Annotated in this window: 23 protein-coding genes; 7 read left to right on the top strand and 16 right to left on the bottom strand. The window is 64.3% G+C overall.

From position 1 onward, the window contains the following. The 9 genes from A3840_RS13995 to A3840_RS13955 form a co-directional block, all read right to left on the bottom strand. The coding region (locus A3840_RS13995; RefSeq protein ID WP_131798334.1) for an ABC transporter ATP-binding protein at positions 1-435 on the bottom strand (435 nt) is incomplete at its 3' end. Beyond that, positions 436-1,680, bottom strand: coding sequence for an AGE family epimerase/isomerase (locus A3840_RS13990; RefSeq protein WP_067457982.1), 1,245 nt, complete (start codon positions 1,678-1,680; stop codon positions 436-438). It lies immediately after the preceding gene. Continuing rightward, the gene (locus tag A3840_RS13985) at positions 1,677-2,501 is read right to left on the bottom strand and encodes a carbohydrate ABC transporter permease (RefSeq protein ID WP_082903906.1); all 825 of its coding nucleotides are present in this window, start codon (positions 2,499-2,501) and stop codon (positions 1,677-1,679) included. Before A3840_RS13985 ends, A3840_RS13990 begins: the two co-directional genes overlap by 4 nt. Positions 2,502-2,539: 38 nt before the next feature. Next, on the bottom strand, positions 2,540-3,427 hold the full coding sequence (locus tag A3840_RS13980) for a carbohydrate ABC transporter permease (protein ID WP_067457976.1): 888 nt from the start codon (positions 3,425-3,427) through the stop codon (positions 2,540-2,542). Positions 3,428-3,494: 67 nt separating this feature from the next. Then, complete coding sequence (locus tag A3840_RS13975) at positions 3,495-4,808, bottom strand: ABC transporter substrate-binding protein (protein WP_067457973.1); 1,314 nt, start codon at positions 4,806-4,808, stop codon at positions 3,495-3,497. Between the two features lie 49 nt (positions 4,809-4,857). Continuing rightward, a complete protein-coding gene (locus A3840_RS13970; RefSeq protein ID WP_067457967.1) occupies positions 4,858-6,129 on the bottom strand; it encodes a neutral/alkaline non-lysosomal ceramidase N-terminal domain-containing protein in 1,272 nt (423 codons plus the stop codon). Continuing rightward, positions 6,126-7,226, bottom strand: coding sequence for an N-acetylglucosamine-6-phosphate deacetylase (locus A3840_RS13965; protein WP_245676625.1), 1,101 nt, complete (start codon positions 7,224-7,226; stop codon positions 6,126-6,128). The genes A3840_RS13970 and A3840_RS13965 overlap by 4 nt, the downstream gene beginning before the upstream one ends. Positions 7,227-7,273: 47 nt before the next feature. Beyond that, positions 7,274-8,053, bottom strand: coding sequence for a sugar isomerase domain-containing protein (locus A3840_RS13960; RefSeq protein WP_067457961.1), 780 nt, complete (start codon positions 8,051-8,053; stop codon positions 7,274-7,276). Next, positions 8,046-8,777 carry a glucosamine-6-phosphate deaminase gene (locus A3840_RS13955; RefSeq protein WP_245676624.1) on the bottom strand — a complete coding sequence of 244 codons (732 nt, stop codon included), beginning with the start codon at positions 8,775-8,777 and terminating at the stop codon, positions 8,046-8,048. Before A3840_RS13955 ends, A3840_RS13960 begins: the two co-directional genes overlap by 8 nt. Before the next feature lie 192 nt (positions 8,778-8,969). On the opposite strand from A3840_RS13955, the gene A3840_RS13950 reads away from it, so the two are divergent. Further along, positions 8,970-9,974, top strand: coding sequence for a LacI family DNA-binding transcriptional regulator (locus A3840_RS13950; RefSeq protein WP_067457958.1), 1,005 nt, complete (start codon positions 8,970-8,972; stop codon positions 9,972-9,974). Between the two features lie 4 nt (positions 9,975-9,978). On the opposite strand, the gene A3840_RS13945 is transcribed toward A3840_RS13950, so the two are convergent. The 7 genes from A3840_RS13945 to A3840_RS13915 form a co-directional block, all read right to left on the bottom strand. Then, positions 9,979-11,694, bottom strand: a complete 1,716-nt coding sequence (locus A3840_RS13945) for an ABC transporter ATP-binding protein (protein ID WP_067457956.1) — start codon at positions 11,692-11,694, stop codon at positions 9,979-9,981. An 8-nt stretch (positions 11,695-11,702) separates the two neighbouring features. Continuing rightward, positions 11,703-12,842: an ABC transporter permease gene (locus A3840_RS13940; protein ID WP_082903905.1), complete on the bottom strand. Its 1,140-nt coding sequence runs from the start codon at positions 12,840-12,842 to the stop codon at positions 11,703-11,705. A gap of 9 nt (positions 12,843-12,851) precedes the next feature. Beyond that, entirely contained in the window at positions 12,852-13,838 is a 987-nt protein-coding gene (locus A3840_RS13935) for an ABC transporter permease (protein WP_067457953.1), read from the bottom strand. Positions 13,839-13,867: 29 nt separating this feature from the next. After that, positions 13,868-14,866 carry a D-2-hydroxyacid dehydrogenase gene (locus tag A3840_RS13930; protein WP_067457950.1) on the bottom strand — a complete coding sequence of 333 codons (999 nt, stop codon included), beginning with the start codon at positions 14,864-14,866 and terminating at the stop codon, positions 13,868-13,870. Positions 14,867-14,948: 82 nt separating this feature from the next. After that, the gene (locus tag A3840_RS13925) at positions 14,949-16,880 is read right to left on the bottom strand and encodes an ABC transporter substrate-binding protein (protein WP_067457947.1); all 1,932 of its coding nucleotides are present in this window, start codon (positions 16,878-16,880) and stop codon (positions 14,949-14,951) included. A gap of 211 nt (positions 16,881-17,091) precedes the next feature. Further along, positions 17,092-17,550 (bottom strand): FadR/GntR family transcriptional regulator, encoded by a 459-nt coding sequence (locus A3840_RS13920; protein WP_067457946.1) that lies wholly within the window; start codon positions 17,548-17,550, stop codon positions 17,092-17,094. Between the two features lie 77 nt (positions 17,551-17,627). Continuing rightward, on the bottom strand, positions 17,628-18,356 hold the full coding sequence (locus A3840_RS13915; RefSeq protein ID WP_165603188.1) for a FadR/GntR family transcriptional regulator: 729 nt from the start codon (positions 18,354-18,356) through the stop codon (positions 17,628-17,630). 253 nt (positions 18,357-18,609) lie between these two features. Between A3840_RS13915 and A3840_RS13910 the strand changes: the two genes are divergently transcribed. From A3840_RS13910 to A3840_RS13885, 6 genes are all read left to right on the top strand, one after another. Beyond that, positions 18,610-19,491: a 2-hydroxy-3-oxopropionate reductase gene (locus A3840_RS13910; protein ID WP_109442333.1), complete on the top strand. Its 882-nt coding sequence runs from the start codon at positions 18,610-18,612 to the stop codon at positions 19,489-19,491. Positions 19,492-19,655: 164 nt separating this feature from the next. Further along, positions 19,656-20,591, top strand: coding sequence for a carbohydrate ABC transporter permease (locus tag A3840_RS13905; protein WP_067457937.1), 936 nt, complete (start codon positions 19,656-19,658; stop codon positions 20,589-20,591). Beyond that, on the top strand, positions 20,588-21,457 hold the full coding sequence (locus tag A3840_RS13900; protein ID WP_067457934.1) for a carbohydrate ABC transporter permease: 870 nt from the start codon (positions 20,588-20,590) through the stop codon (positions 21,455-21,457). The genes A3840_RS13905 and A3840_RS13900 overlap by 4 nt, the downstream gene beginning before the upstream one ends. A gap of 57 nt (positions 21,458-21,514) precedes the next feature. Further along, positions 21,515-22,810, top strand: coding sequence for an ABC transporter substrate-binding protein (locus tag A3840_RS13895; RefSeq protein WP_067457930.1), 1,296 nt, complete (start codon positions 21,515-21,517; stop codon positions 22,808-22,810). 77 nt (positions 22,811-22,887) lie between these two features. Beyond that, the gene (locus tag A3840_RS13890; protein ID WP_205633387.1) at positions 22,888-24,948 is read left to right on the top strand and encodes an alpha-amylase family protein; all 2,061 of its coding nucleotides are present in this window, start codon (positions 22,888-22,890) and stop codon (positions 24,946-24,948) included. An 80-nt stretch (positions 24,949-25,028) separates the two neighbouring features. After that, positions 25,029-25,463 (top strand): ABC transporter ATP-binding protein (locus A3840_RS13885; RefSeq protein ID WP_131798333.1); only part of this gene is annotated, 435 nt, incomplete at its 3' end.

Raw genomic sequence — 25,463 nt, 5'->3', positions numbered from 1 at the left:
GCCCATGGCGACGCGCTGGCGCTGCCCGCCGGAAAGCTGCTTGGGGTAGCGATGCAGGTAATCGCTGAGGCCCAGGATGCGGGCGGCCTCGCCCACCCTCTGGTCGATTTCGGCTTTCGACTGCTTGGCCAGGCGCAGCGAAAATCCCATGTTCTCCGCGATGGTCATATGCGGGTAGAGCGCGTAGTTCTGGAACACCATGGCGATGTCGCGGTGCTTGGGCTCGACATCGTTGATGACCCGGCCGCCGATCGAGATTTCGCCCTTGTCGATATCCTCGAGCCCGGCAATCATGCGCAACAGGGTCGACTTCCCGCAACCGGACGGGCCCACCAGCACCACGAAAGCCCCGTCGGGCACCTCGATATTGATATCGCGGATGATATCGGTGGGCCCGAAGGACTTGGCTACGTTACGGATTTCTACAGCAGCCATTCATGCACCTGTTTCTGGTTTGTCGGCGCCAGCCGCGCCCATGCGTGCGGCGACCTCTATGGCCGCCAGCAGGCTCAGGCCGGTATGGTAGCCGGGGTCGAGATCGGGGGTGGCCGGCACGAAGTCCACCGGGCCTTGTTCGGTCATCGTCTGATAGGCAATGGCGGGTTCGCCGCGCCAATAGGTCTCGAAAAACGCCGCATGCGCCTTGCGCCAGACGTCCAGGACCAAAGGATTTCCGGTGCGTTCGTGGCACAGCGCGGCGCTTCTGATGGTCTCGGGCAGCGACCACCATGGACAATAGGGGCTGGTGGGCTGGCCGCTGGACGCCGAAACCACGAGGCGAACGCCCGGGCCGCGGAAACCTGCGGCGAAGGACGCCAGGAGCACAGATTCCAATTTTTCAATCAATGCCTTATCGGCGTCGGGCGAGAGATGATCAAGCGCGAATCCGACCAGCTCGATCGCATGTCCGACATTGCAGGAATCTTCGCCCGGCACATTGAGCAGGAGGCCCGAGGCGGGATCGAGATGCCGGTCCAGGACATGCTTTATGAACCTGTCTGCAAAACCGGCCGCTTCCGGCCGACCGATGCGCCCGAGCATGCCGGCGGCACCCAGCAGGATCATGCGCGGGCCGAAATCGTCCGGCTGTCCGGCAGCAATCTCCGCGGCGAGAGGCCGTCGTTCATCCATCTGGAAGCGGCTGTTCTCGATGGCGTCCACAAGCGCCGGCAATTGCGCCAGATAGCCGTCCAGGCTGTCCCGGTCGTAACGGGCGGCGGCGGCGATGAGGCCTTTAAGGACGAAGATATCGGAATAGGTGTAGATATTCGCCGGTTTTGTCTGTGGCGCCATGCTGCCATTGGGCGCGGCGACGATGGGTTCGAGTTCGGCGTCGTAGCAAAAATAGGCGTGGCCATGACGCGCCCACAATCCTTGCAGGATGCCGTATAGCGGCCGCGCCACCGCGTCGACGGACCGAGCCAGCTCCGGGTCGGACGCTTCGAAATAGGCCGCATGGGTCGCCAGCGCCTCAAGCCCCCGTCCCTGGATCCAGCCATAGGTGAATGCCGGTGCACGCAGACCGTCTCCCGGGCCATAATCGGCCAAGGTAATGCTGTTCTGCTTGCTGTTGAGAAAGCCGGGTCCCAGCAATGGCCGCGCCAGCAGCCAGCGCAGGCTGCCCGCATTGGCTTGGGCATAAGCGCGCCCGGCCTCGCAGATGAAATCGGCGCCCGTCATTCCTTGAGGCCCGTGCTGGCGACGCCCTGCACGAAATTGCGGCGCAGGATGACGAAGAGGCTGATCGAGGGAATGAGCACCAGGGCCGACGCGGCGCTGAGGCGGCCCAGATCGACGGTGAACCCGGTCTGGAACAGGGCCAGGCCCACTTCGATCGTATAGGCCTCGCGGTTGGTCGCGACGATCATCGGCCAGGCGAACGCCGTCCAGGCCTGGAAGAAGGCCAATACGCCGAGCGCCCCCAGGGCCCCGCGCAGCAGCGGCAGCACGATGCGGAAGAAAATCCAGAGCTCGCCGGCGCCATCGATGCGCGCGGCTTCCAGCAATTCGTCGGGAATGGAATGGATGACGTTCTGCCGGATGAGGAAAATGCCGAAGCTCATGACCAGATAGCCGAGCAGGAGGCCCCAGATGCTGTTGAGGATGCCCAGGCTCTGCGCCTGGAAATAGAGCGGGATCATATAGACTTCGAACGGCACGATGGCGGTGGCCAGCACCAGGGCGAAGATCACGTTCAGCGAGCGATAGCGGAACTTGGCCAGGATATATCCGGCGATGGAGGAGGTCGCCAGGATCGCCAGCGTGGACAGAACGGCAAAGAGGATGCTGTTGAAAATCCAGCGCAGGAGCGGCGTGTCCTGCAACACGGCCGCGAAATTGTCGATGGTGGGATTGGCCGGGATGATGGTGGGTGGCCAGGCCAGCATTTCCTGCGGCGTCTTGAAGCCGTTGGAGACCAGAAATACCAGCGGCAGCAGCATCAGGAGGCTGAACACCAGCAGCACCAGATCGATGCCGCGATCGACGATGATCCTGCGCATGCGGCGATTCTTGCTGCTCTGGGTCGATTGCACGGCGCTCATGCGCGGCCCCTTTCCCGCAACAGGGAGAACTGAATGAGCGTCAGCACCAGCACGATCAGCAGCAGCACCACCGCTTCGGAGGCAGCATAGCCGACCCGGTAATTGCGAAAGCTGTTTTCCAGCATGTCGAGCACCAGCACGCGCACCTGCCGGCCGGGCGCCCCCTGTGCGTCGGAGGCCAGCACGAAGGCCTGGGCATAGACGTTGAACCCGGACACCAGCGTGACCACGGACACGTAAAGCGTGATGGGCTTGAGCATTGGAATGGACAGGAACCAGAAAGATTGCGGACCGGAGGCGCCGTCGAGCTTGGCCGCTTCATACAAGGAAACGGGCAGGCTCTTGAAGCCGACGAGATAGATCAGCACCGCATAGCCCAGTGCCTGCCAGGAGCAGAGCACGATGACGCTGATCACCGACAGGGTCGGATCGAACAGCCAGGCCTGCGGCTCGATGCCGAAAAAGGTCAGCACGGCGTTGAGCGGCCCCAACCTGGCGTCGAAAATCCACTTCCAGGCCATGGCGGCCGGCACCAGCGACACGACATGGGGCAGGAAGATGGCGGTTTCGTAGAAGCCCGAAAGGCGCGAGCGCGTCCGGTAATGGATCAGCGCAGCCAGGACCATGGCGGTCGGAATGGTGATGATCAGCACGCCGAAGGCGATGATCGAGGTATTGAGCAGCGCCTCGTGGAAAAGCCGATCCGTCATCAGCTCCTGGAAATTGGCCAGGCCGATAAAGGGCTTGTTCCTGGAGAGGATGTCCCATTTGTGCAGGCTGAGCCGCAGGGTCTCGAAAATGGGATACATGCGCAGCCAGGCGAAAATCGCCAGCGTCGGCAGGATGGCAAGTATCGCGAAGAGCCATCTCTTGCGCCGCAGCATTGCATTCTCCGCTAATAGGGGCCTGGGAGGCCGAAGCTTCCCAGGCAGGTTGGGTTATCGACACGGCCTATTCGGCCAGCAGACCTTCGCGCTGCAGCAGGCCGTTGATCTCGTCCTGCATGGCGACGAGCACACCGTCGATCGCCGCGTCGTCGGCCGCCAGGGCCGGATTGGCGAAGGCCTCGGTCAGGCGGGCGGCGGCGCGCGTCAGGATTTCCTCCACCGGCCCGATATTGGGCAGCGAGAAGAATTCATAGGTGTCGGGATAATCCACGAAGGCGGCCAGGGCCGGCTTGGCTTCCAGGATGGCGCTGTAGTCGAGCCCGCTCCGGTTAGGGAGCCAACCGACATTGTCCAGGAGCCAGAGCAGGTTTTCCGGCTCGTTGGCGGCCATGGCAAAGGCCCAGGCCGCTTCTGCCTGCTCCCCCTCGCCGCTGATCCACAGCGAAACCGGGGCCACGATGGAGCCGCGCGGCAATGTGGCCGTGGCATAATTGAGCTCGGGCGCCTTGGCCGCGATGTCGCCGATCACCCAGGACTCGCGGATGAACATGGCTGTCTGCTCGCGCTCGAACGCTTCGGCATCGGCCGGCATTTCGACGGTCACGGTCTTGAGCGTATGCACGTTCTCCAGATATTGCTTGAGCGCGGCGCGGCCCTGCTCATTGGCAAAATCAGCCCGCCACTTGCCGTCGGCGGTCTGCTCGACGAGGTTCTCGCCATACTGGAACATATTGATCCAGAACTTTTCGGCGATGCCCTGGCCGCCGCCCGACAGACGCAGGCTCCAGCCCGATACGGTGGGCGCGCCATTGGCGTCCCGCTGGGTCAGGGCCTCGGCATATTCGGTATACTGGGCCATGTCGGTCGGCGGCTCGGTGAGGCCGGCGGCTTCGAACATGTCCGTGTTGTAGTAGAGCGCGCTCTGACCGCGGAATAGCGGCAGGCCATAGACCGTGCCCCCAAAGCTGGCCGAATCCCGGAAGAAATCATTGAAATTGGCCGGGTCCTGCACGAAGGCGGAGACCTCCTCGGGCGCGGCGTTGAACAGTTCATTTTCGAGGTAGCGCGTCGCGGTCGAGGTTCCCAGCTCGATGACTTCGGCAGCTTCGCCGGAGGTGAGGCCCAGGGCCAGGCGCTTTTCGTGTTCGCGCAGCGCGATGGCTTCGACCCGGACGGTGAGATCCGGATAATCGGCCTTCATGCCCTCGGCGACATGTTCGTAGAACGGCGCCAGTTCCGGATAGCCGCTCCAGACGCGGATTTCCTGGGCGCTGATTGCGGGCGCCGCCAGCGCGGCGATGCCCATGGCCGAGCCGAGCAATGCCATGCGCAAGGCGTTGGATGGCAGACGGCGCAGTGACGTCGATTGAAGTGTCATGGAAGTTCCCCTTGTTCGCTCGTTCCCTACAGGCGATGAATTGAGTTTGTTATGCAACCGGTTGCGTTGTCAAGTAGCGCTCGCCGAGCATGGATTGCGCCGCGGCCGCGAGGGCTTCCGCTGAGCCGGGCGCGAAGGTGCCGGGCATACCGATGAAGCGATGCGCCTCCTCCACCTCGTAGCCGCCGAAGGGGAATTCGCTGCGCGGCGGGATATAGCCGGGCGTACCCTCGGCATAGGCCAGGACGAATGCGGGACGGCCGCCGCAGGCATTGCGCACGGAAAGCCCGGTTTCGCTGAAGATTTCTCCCGGCATGGCCAGTATGGGAATGCCACCCCAATCGAGCATGCTGACCCGCGCGCGCCAATGGCCGGGCACGACATCCCGGTTGCGCTCGGCCCAGGCGATCCAATGCTCCAGCAGGATGGCGCGGACCGGCTCGGCCTGTTCGCGCTCGGCGCGCCAACGCTCTGCCAGCTCGGGCAGCGGCTCGGTCTCGAGCCGCGTCAGCGCCAGGTCCAGTTCCCGATGCGCCGCACCGACCGCATCCGATGCGGCAGCCTCGCCCGCCTCGAGCGCTGCCGCGGCGACCCTGTTGCCGAGACGCTCTGCGGTGGCGAAGGTGCGCGCGCTGTTGGCCGCCAGGGTCCAGGAGGCCTGCGCCGTATGGCCGGTATTCGCATCGCCGGCGCAACCGGTGAGAAACAGCGCCACGGCGCCCGGATGCGCTGCTTCCAGCGCCTCGCGGACGAAATGGGGATAATCGGCCGTCATCAGCAGATTGTCGGCCGCCAGCACCACGGGATGGCAGGCATAGGAGGCCATGACGGCGATGCAGGCGCCGCCCGCATCGCGAATGCGCAGCACCGGCACAGACCGGTCCAGCGGGCCATCGGCATGACGGCGGTTCCAGGCCACGCCGGGATCGGCACCCATGCCGGCGGCAATGGTCGCCGGCCTGCGGCTTTCATAGGCCATCCGCAAGGCCTCGACCGCGCCATCCTCGATGCGCCGCAAAAAACCGGGATCCGCGGCATGCCCCAGCCGACCCTGCATGGAAATGGGCGCGCCATGGGTATGCGTTGCCGCGACGATGACATTGTCGTCCGGCAGTGGGCTGCGCTCGCGTATCCGCGCCGCCATCTCCTCGTGCAGGCCGATGATATCGAGCACCACGATGGCGGTATCTTCCACGGTGATGGCACGGGCTGTGAGCGGATCATGCATGCCCGTGGCCGGCTGGGTTCGTGCCGCGAAACCGGCCAGGTTCAAGCCTGCCGCTGGCGTAATATCGACGCACGCCGCCCCCGCGAGGATCATTTCGTCGCCCTCTCTCCAGCTAGAAACACGGATTCGATCGTCAGCTCGGCATCGCCGGGCTGCCAGGAAAACAAGGTGATATCCGCCCGCGCGCCCGGCGCGAGCACGCCTCGCCCGCCGGCGAAACGACCTGGATTGCGGGTCGCCAGCGCCAACGCCTCGGACAGCGACAGGCCCGCAGCGGCCATGACATGGGCGATATTGCGATCCAGAAGGTGCCCTGCCCCGGCCAGATAAGGCGTACCGGCCACGCCCAGGCGGCCATCAGCCGAGACCTCGACCTCCCCGCCAATCGGGCTCGTGTAGCGGCCAGGCTTCTGTCCACCCAGGGCGGCGGCGTCGGAAACCAGGATAGACCGCTCCAATGTCTTGGCACGCAGCATGGCCTTGAGCGTGGCTGGCGGCAGGTGGTGTCCATCGGCGATGAAGCTGGCGGTCAGCCGGTCATCACTCAATTGCGCCCAGATGAAATTGGGGTGTCGCGGCAGCAGATTGGCCGCGCCATTGCCCAGATGGGTGGAAAGGCGCGCGCCGGCATCCGCCGCTGCCGTGATCCGTTCGGGACTGGCGCCGGTATGCCCGATGGACACCAGCACACCCTGTTCCGCCAGGCCCCGTATATAGGCGGGCGCTTCGGGATAATGCGGCGACAGGGTCACCATCCCTACCAGCCCCTCCCCGGCCTCCTGCCAGCGGGCGAATTCATCAAGGCTCGGCGCGCGGACATGCTCCAGCGGATGCGCGCCGCGCGGCCCGTCCGCCGGATCGAGCGAGGGGCCTTCCACATGCACGAAGGCGATCATCTGCGAAAGCAGCTGACTTTGCCGCCGTGCCGTGGCGATGCCGCGCAGGGCTGCGCAGAGGGCGGTTTCGCTGGCCGTAATCAGCGTGGGCGCAAAGCACGTCACTCCGGCCTGCAACAATCGCGACGCCAGGGCCTCGAGCGTTTCCCGGCTCGGCACACCGTCATTGAGGTCGTGCCCGGCATAACCATTGACCTGCAGGTCGACAAAGCCCGCCGAAAGAAACGGCATATTATCATCGGCCGCTACCGGCGCGACGCCGGTAATGCGTCCATCGGCACAGTGCACGGCCATGCCCTGCCCGTTTGCCGGATCCCGTCCAACAATGCGGGCCGGTGCGTTCATAGCCAGCGCACCCGATCGCGGAAGCGGGCCAGGAAACGTCCATTGGCTGCATCCCCGCCCGGCGCGTTGCCGCTACGCCAGATCGGGGGCTCGACGCCGCGTTCGGCCAGCTTGGCGACGGTGCGGATGACGAGACAATTGAGGGCAAAGGCATTGGCAAAGGTCGACACTGCGGCGATGTTCTCGCTCACCCCATCGACACTCACCAGCGCGTCGCCGATGGGCACCTTGGTATCGATGGCGATATCGACGATGTCATGCAGGTTCTGCCGTGTCGGATGCCGGGCCGGATGGGTGGGGGCACTGCCATTGGCATGAGCGTGGGAATTGAAGCCGATCAGAAAGGCACCGCGCTCCCGCGCCGTGATGGCGGCATCGATCAATGCCGCGTTGATGCCATAGGCATTGGCGAGGATCAGCAGATCCCCCTCGCCCAGGCGCTGATCGTCAATGACGATCTTGCCATAGCCGGGCGTGCGCTCCACGGCCATCGAGCGGAGCGCGCCGTTGGAGAGCAGAGTGCCTTCATCGAGGATGGCACTGACATGCATGAGCCCGCCGGCGCGGAAGAAGATTTCCTGCGCCGCGAGGTTGGAATGACCTCCGGGACCATAGACATGAACGAGCCGATCGGCAGCGACCTGATCGGCGACGCGGGAAGCAGCGCGGTCGAGGGCGTCCCGCTCATCGATGAGGATGGATTGCATCAGCGCGGTGACGTCCGACAGGTAGCCCGCGCAAAGAACATCGGCGTGGATAGTCTTGGTATCAGGCATCGGGATCGGACTCCGCGTCGAGGTAAAGGCTGCAATCGGGGTGCTGGCGCAGAATGCTCGCCGGGCAGTTCGTGCTTATCGGACCATAAAGCGTCTCCCGCACGGCGTCGCGCTTCAGGTGGCCGGGCACCACGCAGAACAGCTGCCCGGCCCGCATCAGCCGTGGCACGGTCAGGGTGATCGCCTGTTCGGGCACGTCCTCGAACCGGGCGAAACATTCATCGTCCACCTGCTGCTGCCGGCATTGGTCGTCCAGCACCACCACCTTGACGTCCTGCGGGTCGGCGAAATCGGCGACCGGCGGATCGTTGAAGGCGATGTGGCCATTGACCCCGATTCCCAGGCAGACGAAATCGATCGGCGCGGTGTTGAGGAGCGCCGAATATTCGCGTGCCGCCGCTTCCGGGTCGGGCTCCGGCACGATGCGGTGCACCCGGGCGAAGGGCACGCGCTTGAACAGATTGTCATCGAGCCAGCGGGCGAAGCGCTCGGGCGCGCCGGCGCCGAGGCCGATATATTCGTCCATGTGGAAAGCCGTCACCCGCGTCCAGTCGATGCCGGGCGCGGCACAGAGGGCGGCCAGCATCTGCGCCTGGCTGGGCGCCGCCGCGAAGACCATGCGCACCTCGCGCTGGCGCGCCAGGGCCGCCCGCAAGGCGTGGGCGATATCCTCCGCCGCCGCCTCCCCCATCAGGACCCTGTTGGGAAAAGACCGAACCTGCATTTCGCCTGCCTTGCGGATGGCGGCCGACGAGCTCGAAGCATTAGGCGTCACAAAAAATAACCTCCACAGACCAGGCCCTTCGCGCCCGGTTGTGGCGACTATTTAATGCAACCGGTTGCATGTCAAGCGGGCATGACTATGCTCGGGCCGCGGTTCGTGCCATGACCATTGCACAAGCGGGAGGCTATATCGATGAAGCCGGGCCGGAACAGACCCACGATCAACCAGGTGGCCGCCGCCGCCGGCGTCACCAAGTCCAGCGTGTCGCGCGCCTTCACGCGGCCGGAAATGCTGAGCGCCGAGACCGTCCGCAAGATTTTCGCGGCGGCTGAGCAGCTCGGCTATGTTCCCAATCACACCGCCCGCGCTCTCAGCACCGGCCGGCACGGCAATATCGCGCTCATCGTACCCGACGTCGCCAACCCCTTCTTCCCGCCCCTGATCAGGGCGGCGCAATGGGAGGCGGACCGATCCGATTATTGCGTCTTCCTGGGCAATTCGGATGAGAAGCCCGAGCAGGAGGACAAGCTGATCGGCCGGTTTGGCGGCCAGGTGGAAGGCTTCGTGCTGGTCTCCTCGCGTCTCAGCGACGCGCAGATCGTCGAGCATGCGACGCGGCGGCCGGTAGTGCTCATCAATCGCGACGTGGAAGGCATTCCGCGCATCCTCATCGACAGCGCCACGGGGGTGACCGAGGCCGTGGCGCACCTGGCCGCGCTGGGGCACAGAAAGCTCGTCTATGTCGGAGGGCCGCACGGCTCCTGGTCCAACAAGCAGCGCCGGGGCGCGGTGCGCCGCGCCGCCAAGGAGCTGGGCCTCGAGGTCAGCGTCATCTCCAACGAATTCGCCGCCTTCGAATCCGGGCGGAGGATCACCGCCAGCGTCCTGGCCACCGGCGCCACGGCGGCCATCGCCTTCGACGACCTGACGGCGCAGGGCATGCTGGCCGAGCTGGCGGATATGGGCGTCTCAGTGCCGGGCGAGTTCGCCATCGTCGGTTGCGACGACGTGCTGGGCGCGGCCACCTATCCCTCGCTCACCACCGTGTCCAACCGCTCGGTGGAAGCGGGCAAGGCGGCGCTGACGCTGCTGCTCGATATCCTGCAGAACCACGCCATCCGCGATGTCCGCTACGTGCTCAACACCAATCTGGTGATCCGCAAGACCACCGGCCCGGCCAAGCACGCGCCGCGATAGGCGATCACGACGCGTTCAGGCGGACGCGCTGGAGCATGCGCTTGTTGCGCGGATCGGGATTGGGCACCGCCGAAATCAGGGCCTGGCTATAGGGATGCTCGGGCGCCACGCAAATCCTGGCCGCTTCGCCCTGCTCCACCACCTTGCCGCGATGCATCACCGCGACACGGTCGCAGAAATAGCGCACCACGGAAATGTCGTGGGAAATGAAGATGAAGCTGAGCCCCAGCCGGCGCTGCACGTCCAGCAGCAGGTCGAGGATCTGGCTGCGGATGGAGACGTCGAGCGCCGAAGTGGCCTCGTCGGCAATGATGACGCGGGGGTTGAGCGCCAGGGCGCGGGCAATGCCGATGCGCTGGCGCTGGCCACCGGAAAAGGCATGCGGATAGCGGTCCATCATCGACGGCTCGAGGCCGACCATGTCGAGAAGCTCCGCCACCTTTTCCTCCAGGGCGCGGCCGCCGGCCAGCTTGTTCACATAGAGCGGATCGCCCACGATCTGCTTGACCGTCATGCGCGGGTTCAGCGAGGCGAAGGGATCCTGGAAGATCATCCGCACCTCGGCGTGATAGGCGCGCAATTGCGCCTTGTCGAGCGCGGCGACATCGACTTCCGAGCCGTCCTTCTGTCGATAGAGGATCGTGCCCGCCGTCGGGTCGATGATCCGCATGATCAGGCGCCCCAGCGTGGTCTTGCCTGAGCCGCTCTCGCCCACGATGCCGAGATTCTCCCCCGGCATCAGGTCGAGCGAGACATCGTCCACGGCGCGAATGGCCGGCGCATCCTTGCCCAGCAGCTTGCGGCCGCCGCCATAATGCTTGGCCAGGTTCCGCACCGAGATGATCGGTTTCAGATCGGGCGCCGCGACTTCGGCGGCCTCCGTCGCCGGTCGGGCGTTCTGCTCCAGCTTCAGCGTCGCATCGAGCAATTGGCGGGTATAGGGATGCTCGGGCGCGTGGAAAATCTTGTCTACCGAACCATGCTCGACAATCCGGCCATAGCGCATCACCGCCACCTCGTCGGCGACTTCGGCGACGATGCCCATGTCATGGGTGATGAGCAGCATGGCCATGCCGCGCTCGGTCTGCAGCCGCTTCACCAGGTCGAGGATTTCGGCCTGGGTGGTCACGTCGAGCGCTGTGGTCGGTTCGTCGGCGATCAGCACGTCGGGATTGCAGGCCAGGGCCATGGCGATGCAGACGCGCTGCCGCATGCCGCCGGAATATTCGAAGGCATAGCGTTCCGCCATCTGCTCTGGATTGGCGATCTCCACCTGCCGCAGCAATTCCAGCGTCCGCTGGCGCGCCGCCTTGGCGTCCAGGTCGGTATGGATGAGGGTGACTTCGTCGATCTGGTTGCCGATCGTATGAAAGGGCGAGAGGGCCGACATCGGCTCCTGGAAGATCAGGCCGATCTTGGCGCCGCGCAGCTTGCGCACTTCCTTGCCCTTGGGGTCGAGGGCGGTGATGTCGATTTCCCGTCCATCCGCGCGCAGCGTGATGCGGCCCTGGGCAATGCGGCCGGGGCTGTCGACGATCTGCATCAGCGATCGGGCGGTGACCGATTTGCCCGAGCCGCTTTCCCCCACCAGGCACAGCGTCTGGCCGCGCCTGATCTGGAAGCTGACGTCGCGCACCGCGTGGAAAATGCCCTTGCGCAGCTTGAAGTCGAGGGACAGGCCCTCGACACTCATCACACTATCCTGGTCCCGATTTTCCATGGCAGTTCTCAATCGCTATAGGGGTCGGCGGCGTCGCGGAGACCGTCGCCAAGGAAATTGAGCGCCAGGACCGTGATGATCACGGCGGCGCCGGGCACCAGCAGCCAGGGCGCCAGGGCCACGGAGCGGATGTTCTGCGCCTCCTGGAGCAGCACGCCCCAACTGACCACGGGCGGGCGCAGGCCGATGCCGAGGAAGCTCAAAGCCGTTTCAGCCAGGATCATGGCGGGAATAGCCAGCGTCACCGAGGCGATGATGTGGCTGGCGAAGGACGGCGCCATGTGCCGCATCATGATGCCCAGTTCGCTGGTGCCGTCGAGGCGTGCCGCTGTGACGAAATCCTCGTTCTTGATCGCCATGAATCGTCCCCGGATGACCCGGGCCAATCCCGTCCAGCCCACCAGGGACAGGATCACCGTGATCATGAAATAGACCTGGATGGGGGAAAGGGTCGGAGGAATGGCGGCGGCAAGGCCCATCCAGAGGGGAATGGTGGGAATGGCCAGGAGAAATTCTATCAACCGCTGGATGAAATTGTCGACCTGCCCGCCGTAATAGCCCGAAATGCCGCCCAGCAGGATGCCGAGGAAGAGGCTCATCCCCACCCCGACCAGGCCGATGGTCATGGATATCCGCGCGCCGTGGATGACGCGGCTCAGCATGTCACGCCCCAGGCGGTCGGCGCCCCACAGATACATGGGGTCGCTGGCGTCGAGCGGACCGATGAGGTGGATATTGCTCTCGAACAGGCCCCACATCTTGTAGGGCGCCCCCTCGACGAACAAACCGACCGGGATGACGATTTCCGGATCGATGACGAATTCGCGGGCCAGGCTGTCGGGATTGACCTTCACCGAATAGCCGTTGACGAACAGGCCCAGGGATTCCCCGTTCCAGATATTCAGCGGCTGGGGTGGCGCATAGGTATAGCGCGCCGAATAATCGCCGGGCCCATAAGGGGCGAGAAATTCGGCGAAGGCCGCGACCAGGTAGATCAGGATGACCACGATGCCGCCGGCCACGGCCAGCTTGTGGCGCTTGAATTTCCACCAGGCGAGCTGCCATTGCCCTGCCCGCTCGATATTTCGGCCGCCGCGATCGTCGGACAGCGTGGGATCCAGCTCGTGCTGGCTTTGCTCGATACTCATCTCGGCCCCTCAGCGATAGCGGATGCGCGGGTCGAGCCACGCCAGCAACAGGTCGGAAATCAGCGTGCCAATCACGGTCAGCACCGACAGCATCAGGATCATCGCCCCGGCGAGGTACACGTCCTGGGCAATGAGCGCGCGCAACAGCAGCGGACCGGTGGTCGGCAGGTTGAGCACGATGGCGGTGACGGTGGCGCCGGATACAAGCTCCGGCAGGGTCCAGCCGATGGTCGACACGAAGGGATTGAGCGCCGCGCGCACGGGATATTTGGCGATCAGCCGCCATTCGGACAGGCCCTTGGCCCGCGCAGTGGTGACATAGGGCTTGAACAGCTCGTCCAGCAGGTTGGCGCGCATGATGCGGACCAGGGCGGCGATGCCCGAACTGGCGAGCACGATCACCGGCACCACCAGGTGCTGGGCCAGGTCGAGGAACTTCTCCCAGCTCCAGGGCGCATTGGCATATTGGGCCGAATAGAGCCCGTCTATACTGACCCCGAAGAGCTGCAACGCGATATACATGAGCACCAGCGCGAGCAGGAAATTCGGCACCGCCAGCCCCACGAAGGAGAGGAAGGTGGCGACATAGTCGCCCACCGAATATTTGCGGACCGCCGAATAGATGCCCACCGGCAGCGCCACCAGCCAGGTAAAGACCAGGGCGGTGAAGGCCAGCACGAAGGTCAGGCCAAGGCGGGCCCAGAGCAGGTCGGAGACCGGCACGTCGAAGTCGAAGGAACGTCCGAAATCGCCGTGGAAGACGATATTGCTGATCCAGATCCAGTATTGCACCCAGATCGGCTGATCGAGACCATATTGCCGGCGCAGCATGGCCAGGGTGGTCGGATCGACCGAGTCGCCTTGGGCCGACATCTGCGCGGCCAGCGAGGTCACGAAGTCGCCGGGCGGCAATTGAATGAGCAGGAACGCCACTATCGAGATCGCGATCATCGTCGGGATCATGTAGAGGACGCGCTTTATGACATAGTGCAGCATGGCCTATTCACCCCCGCAAGGCCCTCGCCTCAGCGGGTCCCCTTGGTCCACAGATCTTCGGCCGTCATGCGGTTGAGCATGGGCTGGCCGGCGCGGTAACGCTTGAAATTCTCGGAAATCACGTCGAGCGACCGGTCCACCTTGTCCGGCACGGCGGCGGTGAAATGCGGCGTGATCAGCACATTGGGCGTGGTCCAGAGCGGATGCCCCTTCGGCAGCGGCTCGGGGTCGGTGACATCCAGGCCGGCGCCGGCCAGGTGGCCCGAATGCAACGCCGCGATCAGCGCCTCCTGGTCGATGACGCCGCCGCGCGCCAGATTGATGATGATCGAGCCACGCTTCATCCGCGCAATGGCCGCCTCGTCGATCAGGTGATAGGTGGCATCGGAAAGATTGAGCACCAGGGCCAGGATGTCGGCGCGCTCCAGGATCGGGTCGATGGTCTGGCCCTTGTCGGCGCTGAAGATTTCATCGACGCCTTCGGGCACCGGTAGGTCGCGGCGGCGATAGCCGAGTACCTTCATGTTGAAGGCCTTGGCGCGCTTGGCCAGTTCCACGCCCGTATGCCCCATGCCCAGGATGCCGATGGTACGGCCGTAAAGGGCGCGCAGGTCGAACATGGATGGGGTCCGGAACCATTCCTGGCGCTTCTGCGCCTCGTAGAGATCGGGATAGCGCGAGCACAGCATGAGGGCGAACATCATGACATGCTCGGCCAGGGCCGGGCCGGAGCGCCCGGCGGAACCGGTCACCACCAGGCCCCGTTCGAAAACCTCGGGCTTGGCGGATTTGGTCAGGCCGGCATGGTCGCAGTGTATCCAGCGCAGTTTCGGCGCGGCGAGAAAACGGTCATCGAGATCACCGGCAAGGATGGCGATTTCGGCCACTTCCAGCGCCTTGGCCACAGCGGCGCCATCGCGCGGATCGACGGCAAGCAATTGGTCCGGCCCGATCGCTTCTACCAGCCTCTCCCAATGGGAGCCCTCGAATGGCACCGTCTTGTCCACCATGACCACGCGTTGGTTCATCTCTGTCTCGCCCTTGTTATGAAGATTGGACGGGGCGAGGAACGCCCCGTCCTGGGAGGAGCGCCCATGGGCGCGCCGGGAGCTATTGTGCTTCGATGAAGTATTGCTCGGGATTGGTCGGCGCCGGGGTCGGATAGATCCACGAGGCCGGCATCGAGGCAGGAACGTTCAGGAAGTTGGTCTTCTTGACGCCATAGCCATTGGCCTGCCAGGCGACGCCCATGGTCCAGAATTCCTCCGCCGCGATGTCCAGGATTTCGTTCATCAGGCGGACCTGCTCTTCCGGATCGGGAGAAGCCTGCAGCTCGCCATAGAGCTCCATCTGCCGGCGTGCGGCCTCGGGCGGCTCTTCGGGCTGCACCTGGGCGGTTTCCGGATTGACGTCCAGGAACCAGGCGGTCCAGGCCGGGGCCCAGTAATAGCTGTCGTTGTTGGAGGGGAACCACCAGCGCGGATCGAGCACGACTTCCTGCCCTGCCCCACCGCCACGTTCCCAGGCGACGCCTTCGAGTTCACCGGCATCCTGCCGCGTCTGGATCAGCGTACGATCGAGCGGCGTCGGCACCATGCGGATGCCGATCTTTTCCCACTGGGCGGCAACCAGTTCCAGTGCGTCGCCGAAGATCGGCACGGCAGCACTGTAGGCAAAGCTGATCGCCAGGGGCTGGCCATCCGGGCGCAGCCGCATGCCATCGCCACCGCGCTCGGGCAGCACCTTGTCCAGATATTCATTGGCCAGGTCGACATCGTATTCGGTGTATTGCTTGGCCAATTGCTCGTTGTAATAGACCGAGCCCGGCATCACGGAGGTCTGCGCCACCTCGCCCTGGCCGATCCACACCACGTCCAGGATTTCCTGCCGGTCCATGCCGTGCGACAGGCCGATGCGGAAATCCTTGTTCTGGAACAATTCCTCCAGCACCGGATCACGATGGTTCAGGTTGAACATCATGATCATGTAGTTCGGGCTGGCCGGGGTCTGTTCGAAGAATTCGTAGCCGCCGCGCTCGCGCCCCTCGAAGAGCACCGGGCGGTTGGCCGGCGTGGCCAGGCTGCGATCCTGGAAATCGATCTCCCCGGCCAGGGTCTTGGTGACCAGCACCTGCGGATCGGAGAGAATGTCGAAGGTGCGCGTATCGATATAGGGCAGCTGGTTCCCCTCGGTATCGACCTTCCAGTAATAGGGATTGCGCTCGGCATTGGCGCGCGAGGCGTCGCCCGAGCCATAGCCGGTGGTGAAGACCCAGGGATTGATCGTGGGCACGTCCGGATTGGCCCAGAAATTGGCCTTGCTGGTCAACAGGCCCACCCAATCCGCCTGCCCGGCGGCGCTGATCTCGGCGTCGATATCGTCGCTGTAATCGGGGTGGAACTGCTCCAGGTAATGGCGGGGATAGCGCACTGCGGCATTGTCCAGCGGGCGCGCCGTGGCCAGATATTGCAGGAACAGGCCCTTGGGATTGGCGAAGGTGAACTTGAAGGTCACCTCGTCGATCATCTCAAACGCGACCGGCGAGCCGTCCGTGTTGATGAAGGGCTCCTGGGCCGAGGGCGTGAACTGGGGATTGCGGAACAAATCCTCGTACCAGAACCGGATATCGTCGGCCGTAAAGGGAGCGCCATCGCTCCAGCGCATGCCCTCGCGCAGCTTGAAGGTGAATTCGGTGGCGTCGTCGTTGACCTCCACGGATTCGGCGATATTGGGGATCACCTCGGTCCAGTCGGGGCTCCAGCGCATCAGGTTTTCATAGGACAGGGTGCGCAGGATCCAGCCGTCATCCGAGCCGCCCATGAGCGCCGAATGCCAGTTGCCGCCATAATCGCCCACCCGGTCCACGGGGGTGACGACCAGCGGACTGGCCGGAATCCGCTCCGCGAGCGGCGGCAGGTCGCCGCTGGACACCAGAGCCTCCAGCATGGGCGATTCACCGGCCGAAGCCGCCATGGTGCAGATGAAGCTGGCCACACTCGCCAGGACACAGGCGCGCAATCTCGCGCCGAGCACGGGTTTCATATCAGTCCCTCCCTTGTTTTCAGGACCAGGCGGGCCGCAGCGTTCGCGCTTGCCCGTCGGCTGCCGGCCGCGACGCCGAAGCATCGTCAGCCGCAGGGACTACCCTATGCACATCTTGTCATTTTTTCAATGCAGCTTGTACAGAATTGTAAAAATAAGTTCTTTTCTGAACAAAGCTGTTTTACGCCAAGGCTTTACGCCCAAGCCCCGCTCAGGCGAGGTGCCAGTGATTGGTCGAGATACGGCACCGCAGCAAATGCCCGCGCATGGCGGCGCGCGCCGCATCGGCATCCTGTTCGACAATGGCATCGAGAACCAGGCGATGCTGCTCGTTGATGGCCGCCACCTTCTCGACCGTCTTCAGGCCGGACGTGGTGCGCGCATAGAGCATGCCCTCGAAAATCGTCGCCTTGAGCGATTGCAGCACGCTGACATAATAATCGTTGTGCGAGGCCCGGGCCACGCCGAGGTGAAAGGCGAAATCCTCGTTCAGCCCCGGTTGCCCGTTATGCTGCAACTCTTCCATCTGCCTGATGATGTCGCGCAGGGTGACCAGATCCGCCGCCGAGCGCTTGCGCGCCGCAGCGGCCGCGGCTTCCCCCTCGATACCCATCCGGAATTCGAAGCAGCTCTTTCCTGATTGCACGTCGAAAGACGAGATTGCGATCATCGATGCTCCTCCACATCAAGGCCGCGTTGCCGTTGCGCCCTCGGAAAACCATAACACGCCAAGGCTCCCAGGCAATGTCAAAGACCGTCTCCGGGGAACTGACCGGTCATCAATTTCGCGCGCGCCCATTGCAGATGGCGCCGCATGGCGTCGCGCGCCGCGTCCGCATCCCGCGCGGCGATGGCGTCGACGATGGCGCCATGATGCGCCTGCACCGTTCGCTGGAAATCGCCCTGGCCCGCGCCGAATGTCCAGGTAATGCCCAGTCCGAACATGATGTGGGAACGCAGCGATTCCAGGCTGTTGAGATAGAACGGATTGCCCGAGGCCGCCGCCACGGCCCGGTGGAATTCGTAATCGCCCTCGGCCAGGCTGGCGCTGGCGCCCAATCGCGCGGCCACGTCGCGCAAGGCCTGGAGCTGGGCCTCGGTATGGCGCCGCGCCGCGATGGCCGCCGCCTCGCCCTCGATGCCCTCCCGGAAATTGAGGAAGGATTCGAGATCGGCGACACTTGTCAAAGGCGGGAACTGCACCTGCGGCTCGCTGGCCGCCGGAACCACGCCAGGCTGCACGAAGCTGCCCGATCCCTGGCGCGACAGGACCAGCCCGTCGTCGCGCAAGGCCGCCAGCGCCTGGCGCACGACCGGGCGGGACACGTTGAATTGCTTGCAGAGCTCGGCTTCTGACGGCAGGCGCGACGACGGCGTCCACTTCCCCTGCATGATGAGGGCCCGCATCTCATTATAGACAACGCTGGACAGGCTCTGATGCGCACCTGCCGCCCTGCTCTCTTCCTGGATGGCCAACAGCTTTCCCCTCATTTGTTCGGACTTATTCTGCCCATTTCCGGAACTTTTGACAACTCCGGTCCAACAAAATATCAAATCCGGACAGCGACACGCCCGCGCAAGGATGAAATTCCGCGCAATTCCGGCATCCTAGCCGCCCATCATCCACATGGCGGAAAAATCAAAACAACAAACTTGTTATAGCTGACTTAATTTGTTAGTTCTGACTCAATAGCAAGTGCACAGGCACGTGAGTTAGGGAGGCTGCGCCGTGGCGACGATCGGATTTATCGGCTTGGGAACCATGGGGCGGCCCATGGCGGAACGCCTGATCGAGGCGGGGCACAAGCTGCAAATCAATCGAGTGAAGGCGCAATCGCAATATCTGGTCGACAAGGGCGCCCAGGCGGTGGATACGCCGGCAGCGGCGGCGCGCGGTGCCGATATCGTCATCCTCATGGTGCCCGACACCCAGGACGTTGAGGCGGTGCTTTTCGGCCCCAGCGGCGCCGCTTCCGGCCTTTCGGCCAAAAGCCTTCTGATCGACATGAGCTCGATAGCGCCGGTCGCCACGCGGGACTTCGCCGCGCGCGTGCACAAGCTGGGCGCGCATTATCTCGATGCCCCGGTCTCGGGCGGCGAGGTCGGTGCCAAGGGCGGCACCCTGACCATCATGGTGGGTGGCGAGGCCGCCGATTTCGAGCGGGCCCGGCCCATTTTCGAAGTTCTGGGCAAGACCATCACCCATGTGGGCCCGGTCGGGTGCGGACAGGTGGTGAAGGTCGCCAACCAGATCATTGTCGGCCTGACCATTGAATGCGTGGGCGAAGCCTTCCTGCTGGCCGAGCGCGCCGGCGTGGACCTGGCCACGCTCAAGACCGCATTGATGGGCGGATTTGCGCAATCGCGAATTCTGGAACTGCATGGCCAACGGATGATCGAGGAGACCTTCGATCCCGGCTTCGCCTTGAAGCTGCACCGCAAAGACCTCAACATCGCGCTGGAAACCGCGCGCAATCTGGACATCGCCCTGCCCAATACGGCGGCGACGGTGCAACTGATGAATTCGGCCGTATCGAGGGGCCTTGGCGGCAAGGACCATTCGGTCCTGTTCCGGGCGCTCGGCGACATATCGCCGGACGCGCAGGCCTGACGGCGCGGTATCGATCTGAAACGGCCCCAAATCTCGCCGCAAAAAGACGGGCAGTTTCATACGGGAGTGAATGCAAGCGACGCACCTCACGGGAGGAGGGGCGAAGGAGGATCGTTGACCTTAGCAGCCAGGATTATCGCAGGACCGGCGTGGGGAGGCCCGGCATGAGTGCTCAAGCCACCGATATCGTCACGGACGCGCCCAGGACGGCGCGCCGCCGCAAGCGCCAGAATTTCGAGGCCTATCTGTTCCTTCTGCCCTGGTTCGGGGGGATGATCCTGCTGACGGCGGGTCCCCTGCTCGCCTCGCTCTACCTGTCCTTCACCGATTTCGACATGTTGCGCGCGCCCAATTGGGTGGGCCTGACCAATTTCGTCGACATGTTCACCTTCGACCCGCGCTACAGGAAAGCGCTGCAGGTCACCTTCGTCTACGTCCTGCTCGGCGTGCCGTTGAACCTCATGGTTGCCCTTGGCATAGCCGTGCTGCTCAACCAGAAGGTGCGCGGGCTGGGCCTGTTCCGGGGCGTCTATTACCTGCCCTCGCTTCTGGGCGGCAGCGTAGCGGTCGCGGTCATGTGGCGGCAGATTTTCGGTGGCGAAGGGGTTGTCAATCAGGGCCTGTCGCTGTTCGGCATCGACGCGCCGAACTGGATTTCCACCCCGCAATACGCCCTTTACACCCTGGTCCTGCTGCATATCTGGCAGTTCGGCTCGGCCATGATCATCTTCCTGGCCGGTCTGCAACAGGTGCCCAACGAGCTTTATGAGGCCGCCGAGATCGACGGCGCCGGCCGCTGGCAGAAGTTCCGCAATGTCACGTTGCCGATGATCACGCCGGTGATCTTCTTCAATCTCGTGCTGGGCGTCATCAATTCGTTCCAGGCCTTCACCTCCGCCTACATCGTCAGCGGGGGCAGCGGCGGGCCGGCGGATTCCACCCTGTTCTACACCCTCTATCTCTACCAGGAAGGCTTCACCAGCTTCCGCATGGGCTATGCCTCGGCCATGGGCTGGGTGCTGCTGCTCATTATCGGCGCCTTCACCGCCCTCAATTTCTGGGCGTCCCGCCGCTGGGTCTATTACGGAGACGACAGATGAGCAGCATCGCCATTTCTGCGCCGCCGCGCCGCAAGCCCGCCATTTCCCTGCCCCGGATCGTCACCTATGCGGTGCTGATCGGCGGCGCGGCGATCATGATCTATCCCCTGCTCTGGATGTTGATGAGTTCGATCAAGTCGGACCAGGAAATCTTCAGCAATCCGGCCGCCCTGCCCAACGATATCGACCTGAGCAATTACTTTACCGGCTGGTTCGCGACCAATCCGAGCTTCACCCAGTATTACATCAATTCCTTCATGATCTGCCTGGGCGCCGTCATCGGCAATGTCCTGGCCTGCTCGCTCACGGCCTATGCCTTTGCCCGGCTCGAATTTCCGTTCAAGCGCACGCTGTTCACCATCATGCTGCTGACGCTGATGCTGCCCTCGCATGTGCTGCTCATCCCCCAATATGTGATGTTCGCGCGGCTGGGCTGGGTGAACACCTATCTGCCGTTGATCGTGCCGAAATTCCTGGCCACCGATGCGTTCTTCATCTTCCTCATGGTGCAGTTCATCCGCCGCATCCCGCGCGAGCTCGACGAGGCGGCCACCATCGACGGGTGCAGCTCGTTCCGGATTTTCACCAGCATCATCTTTCCGCTGCTGCAGCCGGCGCTGATCACCACCATCATCTTCACCTTCATCTGGACCTATAACGACTTCTTCTCGCAGCTCATCTACCTGACCTCGCCGGAATCGCTGACGGTTCCGGTCGGGCTGCGCACCCTGGTCGACTCCTCGGGCGGCGCCTATGGGCAATTGCTCGCCATGTCGGCCCTGAGTCTGATCCCAACATTCGTCGTCTTCCTGATCTTCCAGCGCAGGCTGGTGGAAGGAATCGCAACTTCGGGGCTGAAGGGCTGAGCATAACAGCCTCTCCCCGCCAACCGCCTGCACCGCAGGCATAGAGGAGGAGTGACTATGAATCGCAGATTTAATCTTTCGCGCCGCAGCGTGCTTCTGGGCGGTACCGCCGCTCTCGGTGCGCTGGCCCTGGGTAGTACGGGTGTCCGCGCCCAGACGGGGCCGGTCCGGTTCGGCATTTTCGGCAATGCCGAAAAGCTCGCCATTAGGGGTAATTCGGTTGCCCGCTATGCCGAGCTGCATCCGGAGATCAACGTGGTCTATGAGGGCGTGCCCAGCGATGCCTGGCCGGACAAGATCGCGGCCATGGTGGCGGGGGGCAATGCGCCCGACGTGATCACGCTCAGCAGCGGCGACCTCGAGCAATATGCCACCCGCGAGGCACTGGAGCCGCTCGACGACCTCATCCCCGATCCGATCCGCGCCGACCTGTTCGAAACGGCCGTGCTCGATCTGGGCCGCGTCAACGGCACGCTCTATGGCCTGCCCATCGCGGTGTCGATCCAGGGCATGGGCTACAACCAGTCCGCCATCGAGCGGCTGGGCCTGGATGCGCCGCCCGAGAGCTGGAACTACGACGACTTCGCGCTCTATTGCGCCGAGGTGCACAAGGCCGACAGCAGCATGTATGGCTGCCACGATGGCGGCGCGCGGCTGGGCGATCTGGGCATGACCCTGGTGGCCCAGGGCCGCACGCTGTTCACCGAAAACGAGCTCGGCGTCACCGTCGATGAAGTGGCCGCCTGGCTCGAATACTGGAACAAGATGCGCGAGACCGGCGCCACCGTGCCGCCGGACATGCAGGCCCAGTTCACCGGCACCGAATGGCCGAACAGCCCCTTGGTGCGCGGCCGCGCCATTTTCGCCAACATGGCCTCGCAGGACCTGGCCGGGGGCTATCAGGCGCTCACCACCGACACCCTGGGCATGATGGCGCCGCCCGCCCCGGTCGGCTCCGACAATCCGGGCTATTTCCCCCGCCCCACCAGTTCGCTCACCCTCAATGCCCGCAGCAATTTCAAGCAGGAAGCCGCCCATCTGATGGACTGGTTCGTCAGCGATCCGGAATCGGCGAAGATTCTGGGCCTGGTCAGCGGACCGCCGGCCTCGCGTCCGGCGCTGGAGGCGGTGCTGGCGCTGGAGGATATCAGCGAGGTGGACCAGAAGGTGCTGCGCCACAGCCAGGCCGCCCTGGCCCAGGCCAATCCCGCGCCGCCGGTGCATCGGGGCGAGCGCGCCGTCGGCGACCTCATGCGACGCGTCAACGAGAATGTCGGCTTCGGCGCCTATGGCGTGCAGCAGGCGGCCGAGGAATTCGTCAATCAGGGCAACGCGCTGCTGCGCCGCGCCTAGCCATTTCGGGTCGGCCCCGCCGGGGCCGGCCCATCCCCATCGGTCGGCAAGACCGCAGCTTTAATCAGGAGTGTATCATGTCCATGGGCGCCAAGCCTTCGAACAATCATGCGGCCACCGAAGGCAAGGGCTGGTGGCGCAGCCCGTTTTCCGTGTTCCAGACCAATCTGCAGGAGGTCGACGCGGTCATGGACGTGGAGCAGGTGCTCGACATCATCGAGGAGCACGGCGCCGATACCTGGCTGATCAATACCGGCGGCATCGTCTCCTTCTACCCCAGCGACCTGCCCTTCCAGACGCGCAATCCCTTCCTGGGCGACCGGCCTTCCGGCGACCTGATCGGCGATGCCGTCAAGGCCGCCCACAAGCGCGGCATCCGCGTGCTGGCCCGCTGCGACTTCTCCAAGATGGCGACCCGCATCGCCCAGGACAATCCCGATTGGCTCTTCGTGTCCCCCAAGGGCGAGCCGCAGATCTACAATACGCTCTACAGCGCCTGCCCCTCCGCCGATTACTACCAGCACCGCTCGCTCGACATTCTCGACGAGATCATGGATCGCTATCCGGTCGACGGCTTCTTCTTCAACTGGTTCGGCTTTTCGGAAACCGATTACAGCCGCGTCTATCACGGCGTCTGCCATTGCCAGAAATGCCAGACCACCTTCGCCGAATATAGCGGCGGCAAGGAGCTGCCCGACGGACCGGGCCACGCCAATTATCCCGAATGGCTGCGCTTCTCCAATGGCGTGATCCGCGCCCTGGCCACCAAGATTTCCGACCACATCCTGTCGCGTCGCCCCGATGCGGCCCTGGTGCTCAGCCGTGGCGCGCCGGTGATCTATTACGAGGCCAACAACGCCTTCGGCCGCGAACTCTGGCACCATTCGACCTCGGAAAATGTCAGCGCCCACATGACCGGCCTGCCCGAGGTGTCGCTGATGGTCAATTCGGTGTCCTTCGTGGACATGCCCTACCGCATGGCCGGCGAACAGCCCGAGCATTTCGCGCAATATCTGCTGCAGGCCATTGCCCGGGGCGGCAATCCGTCCACCTATATCATGGGCGCGCCCGGCCGCATTCCCTATGCCAACCTGCCGCTGGCCGGCGAGATTTCGCGCTTCTTCCGCGATCACAAGGACATGTATGGCCAATTGCAGCCGGGCGGCGGCATCGCCCTGGCCCGGCCGGACCGGCTGCGCGCCGCCGATCCCGGCTATGAGGACAGCGTCGAGGAGTTCCGGGGGCTCTACAGCGCCTTCAAGGAAAAGCACATTCCCTTCGACGTGGTTGGCGCCGACCTCATCGCCAAGATGGATGCCGAGGGCCTCTTGGGCAAATACCGCCTCGTGGTCCTGCCCGATCTCGGCGCCCTGGGCGCGGGGGCGGCGGCGGCGCTGGATCGTTTCGTGGAAGCGGGCGGCAATGTCGTGCTCACCGGCTCCAGCGGCGTCACCGGCCATGGCGGGGTCGAATTGGCCAGTGCTCCCTCGATCATGCGCGTGGGCACGCCGGACAAGGGCCAGGCGCTCTGGGCCACCTATGTCTCGACCTCCGCGCAGCCGGAGGCGCAGGCCTTCCACTATGCCGCGCCCACCATTCCGGTCTATGGCAGCTATGCTCATTTCGTCTGGAAGCCCAATGCCGAGCGCATCGGCGTGATGCTGCCCCAGGCGCCGTTCGGCCCGCCGGAAAAGTGCTATGGCCACGTGACCGGCGGCGAGCCGGCCGCCGCCAGCGCCAGCCGCAATGGCAGCGTCATCCAGATCCCGTGGTCGGTGGGCCGCACCTATCGCGAATTCGGCACCACCGAGATACGCGATTATTTCCTCGACACCATCAGGGGCGTCATCGAAACGCCGGTGGCCGCCGATCTGCCCGAGCAGGTGGAGATGATCGTGGGGCGCGACCAGTCGGGCCTCGTCATCCACCTGATCAACCAGACCGGCGCCCGCCGCAAATCCTTCGGCCCGCATGTGCCGGTCGAGGGCGGCAGGCTCCATATCAGCGGCGCGGCGGGCACGGCCGAGCTCCTGGTTTCCGGTGCCCCCGCCGATATCCGCAATAGCGGCGCCGGCATCGAAATCGCCCTGCCCCGCCTGGACCTCTACGAGGTCATCCGGGTGCCCCTGGCGCGATAACGGGCCCCGGAGCGCGCCGCGCTCCACGACCATGGCCGGACCGATCGGATCGGTCCGGCCCGACAACAGGGAGGATCATCATGGCCAGCGTTACCATCGCCAAGGCGGACAAGTTCTACGGCAATTTCCATGCCCTCAAGCAGGTTTCGGCCGAAATCGCGGACGGCGAATTCGTCATTCTCGTCGGGCCTTCGGGCTGCGGAAAATCGACGCTGCTGCGCATGATCGCCGGGCTGGAGGAAATCAGCGACGGCGACATCCGCATCGGCGGAAGGGTGGTCAACGACCTGCCGGCCAAGGAACGCGATATCGCCATGGTGTTCCAGAACTACGCGCTTTACCCGCATATGAGCGTTGAGAAGAACATGGCCTTCTCGCTGCGCCTCAAGAAGGTGCCGCAGGACGATATCGACCGTCGCGTCGCCCATGCCTCCGAAATCCTGGGCCTCAATGCGCTATTGGACCGCTATCCGCGCCAGCTTTCCGGCGGGCAGCGCCAGCGCGTCGCCATGGGC

The organism is Devosia elaeis, from assembly GCF_001650025.1.
GTDB classification, from domain to species: Bacteria; Pseudomonadota; Alphaproteobacteria; order Rhizobiales; family Devosiaceae; genus Devosia; species Devosia elaeis.
This window is presented reverse-complemented; position numbering and strand designations above follow the sequence as displayed.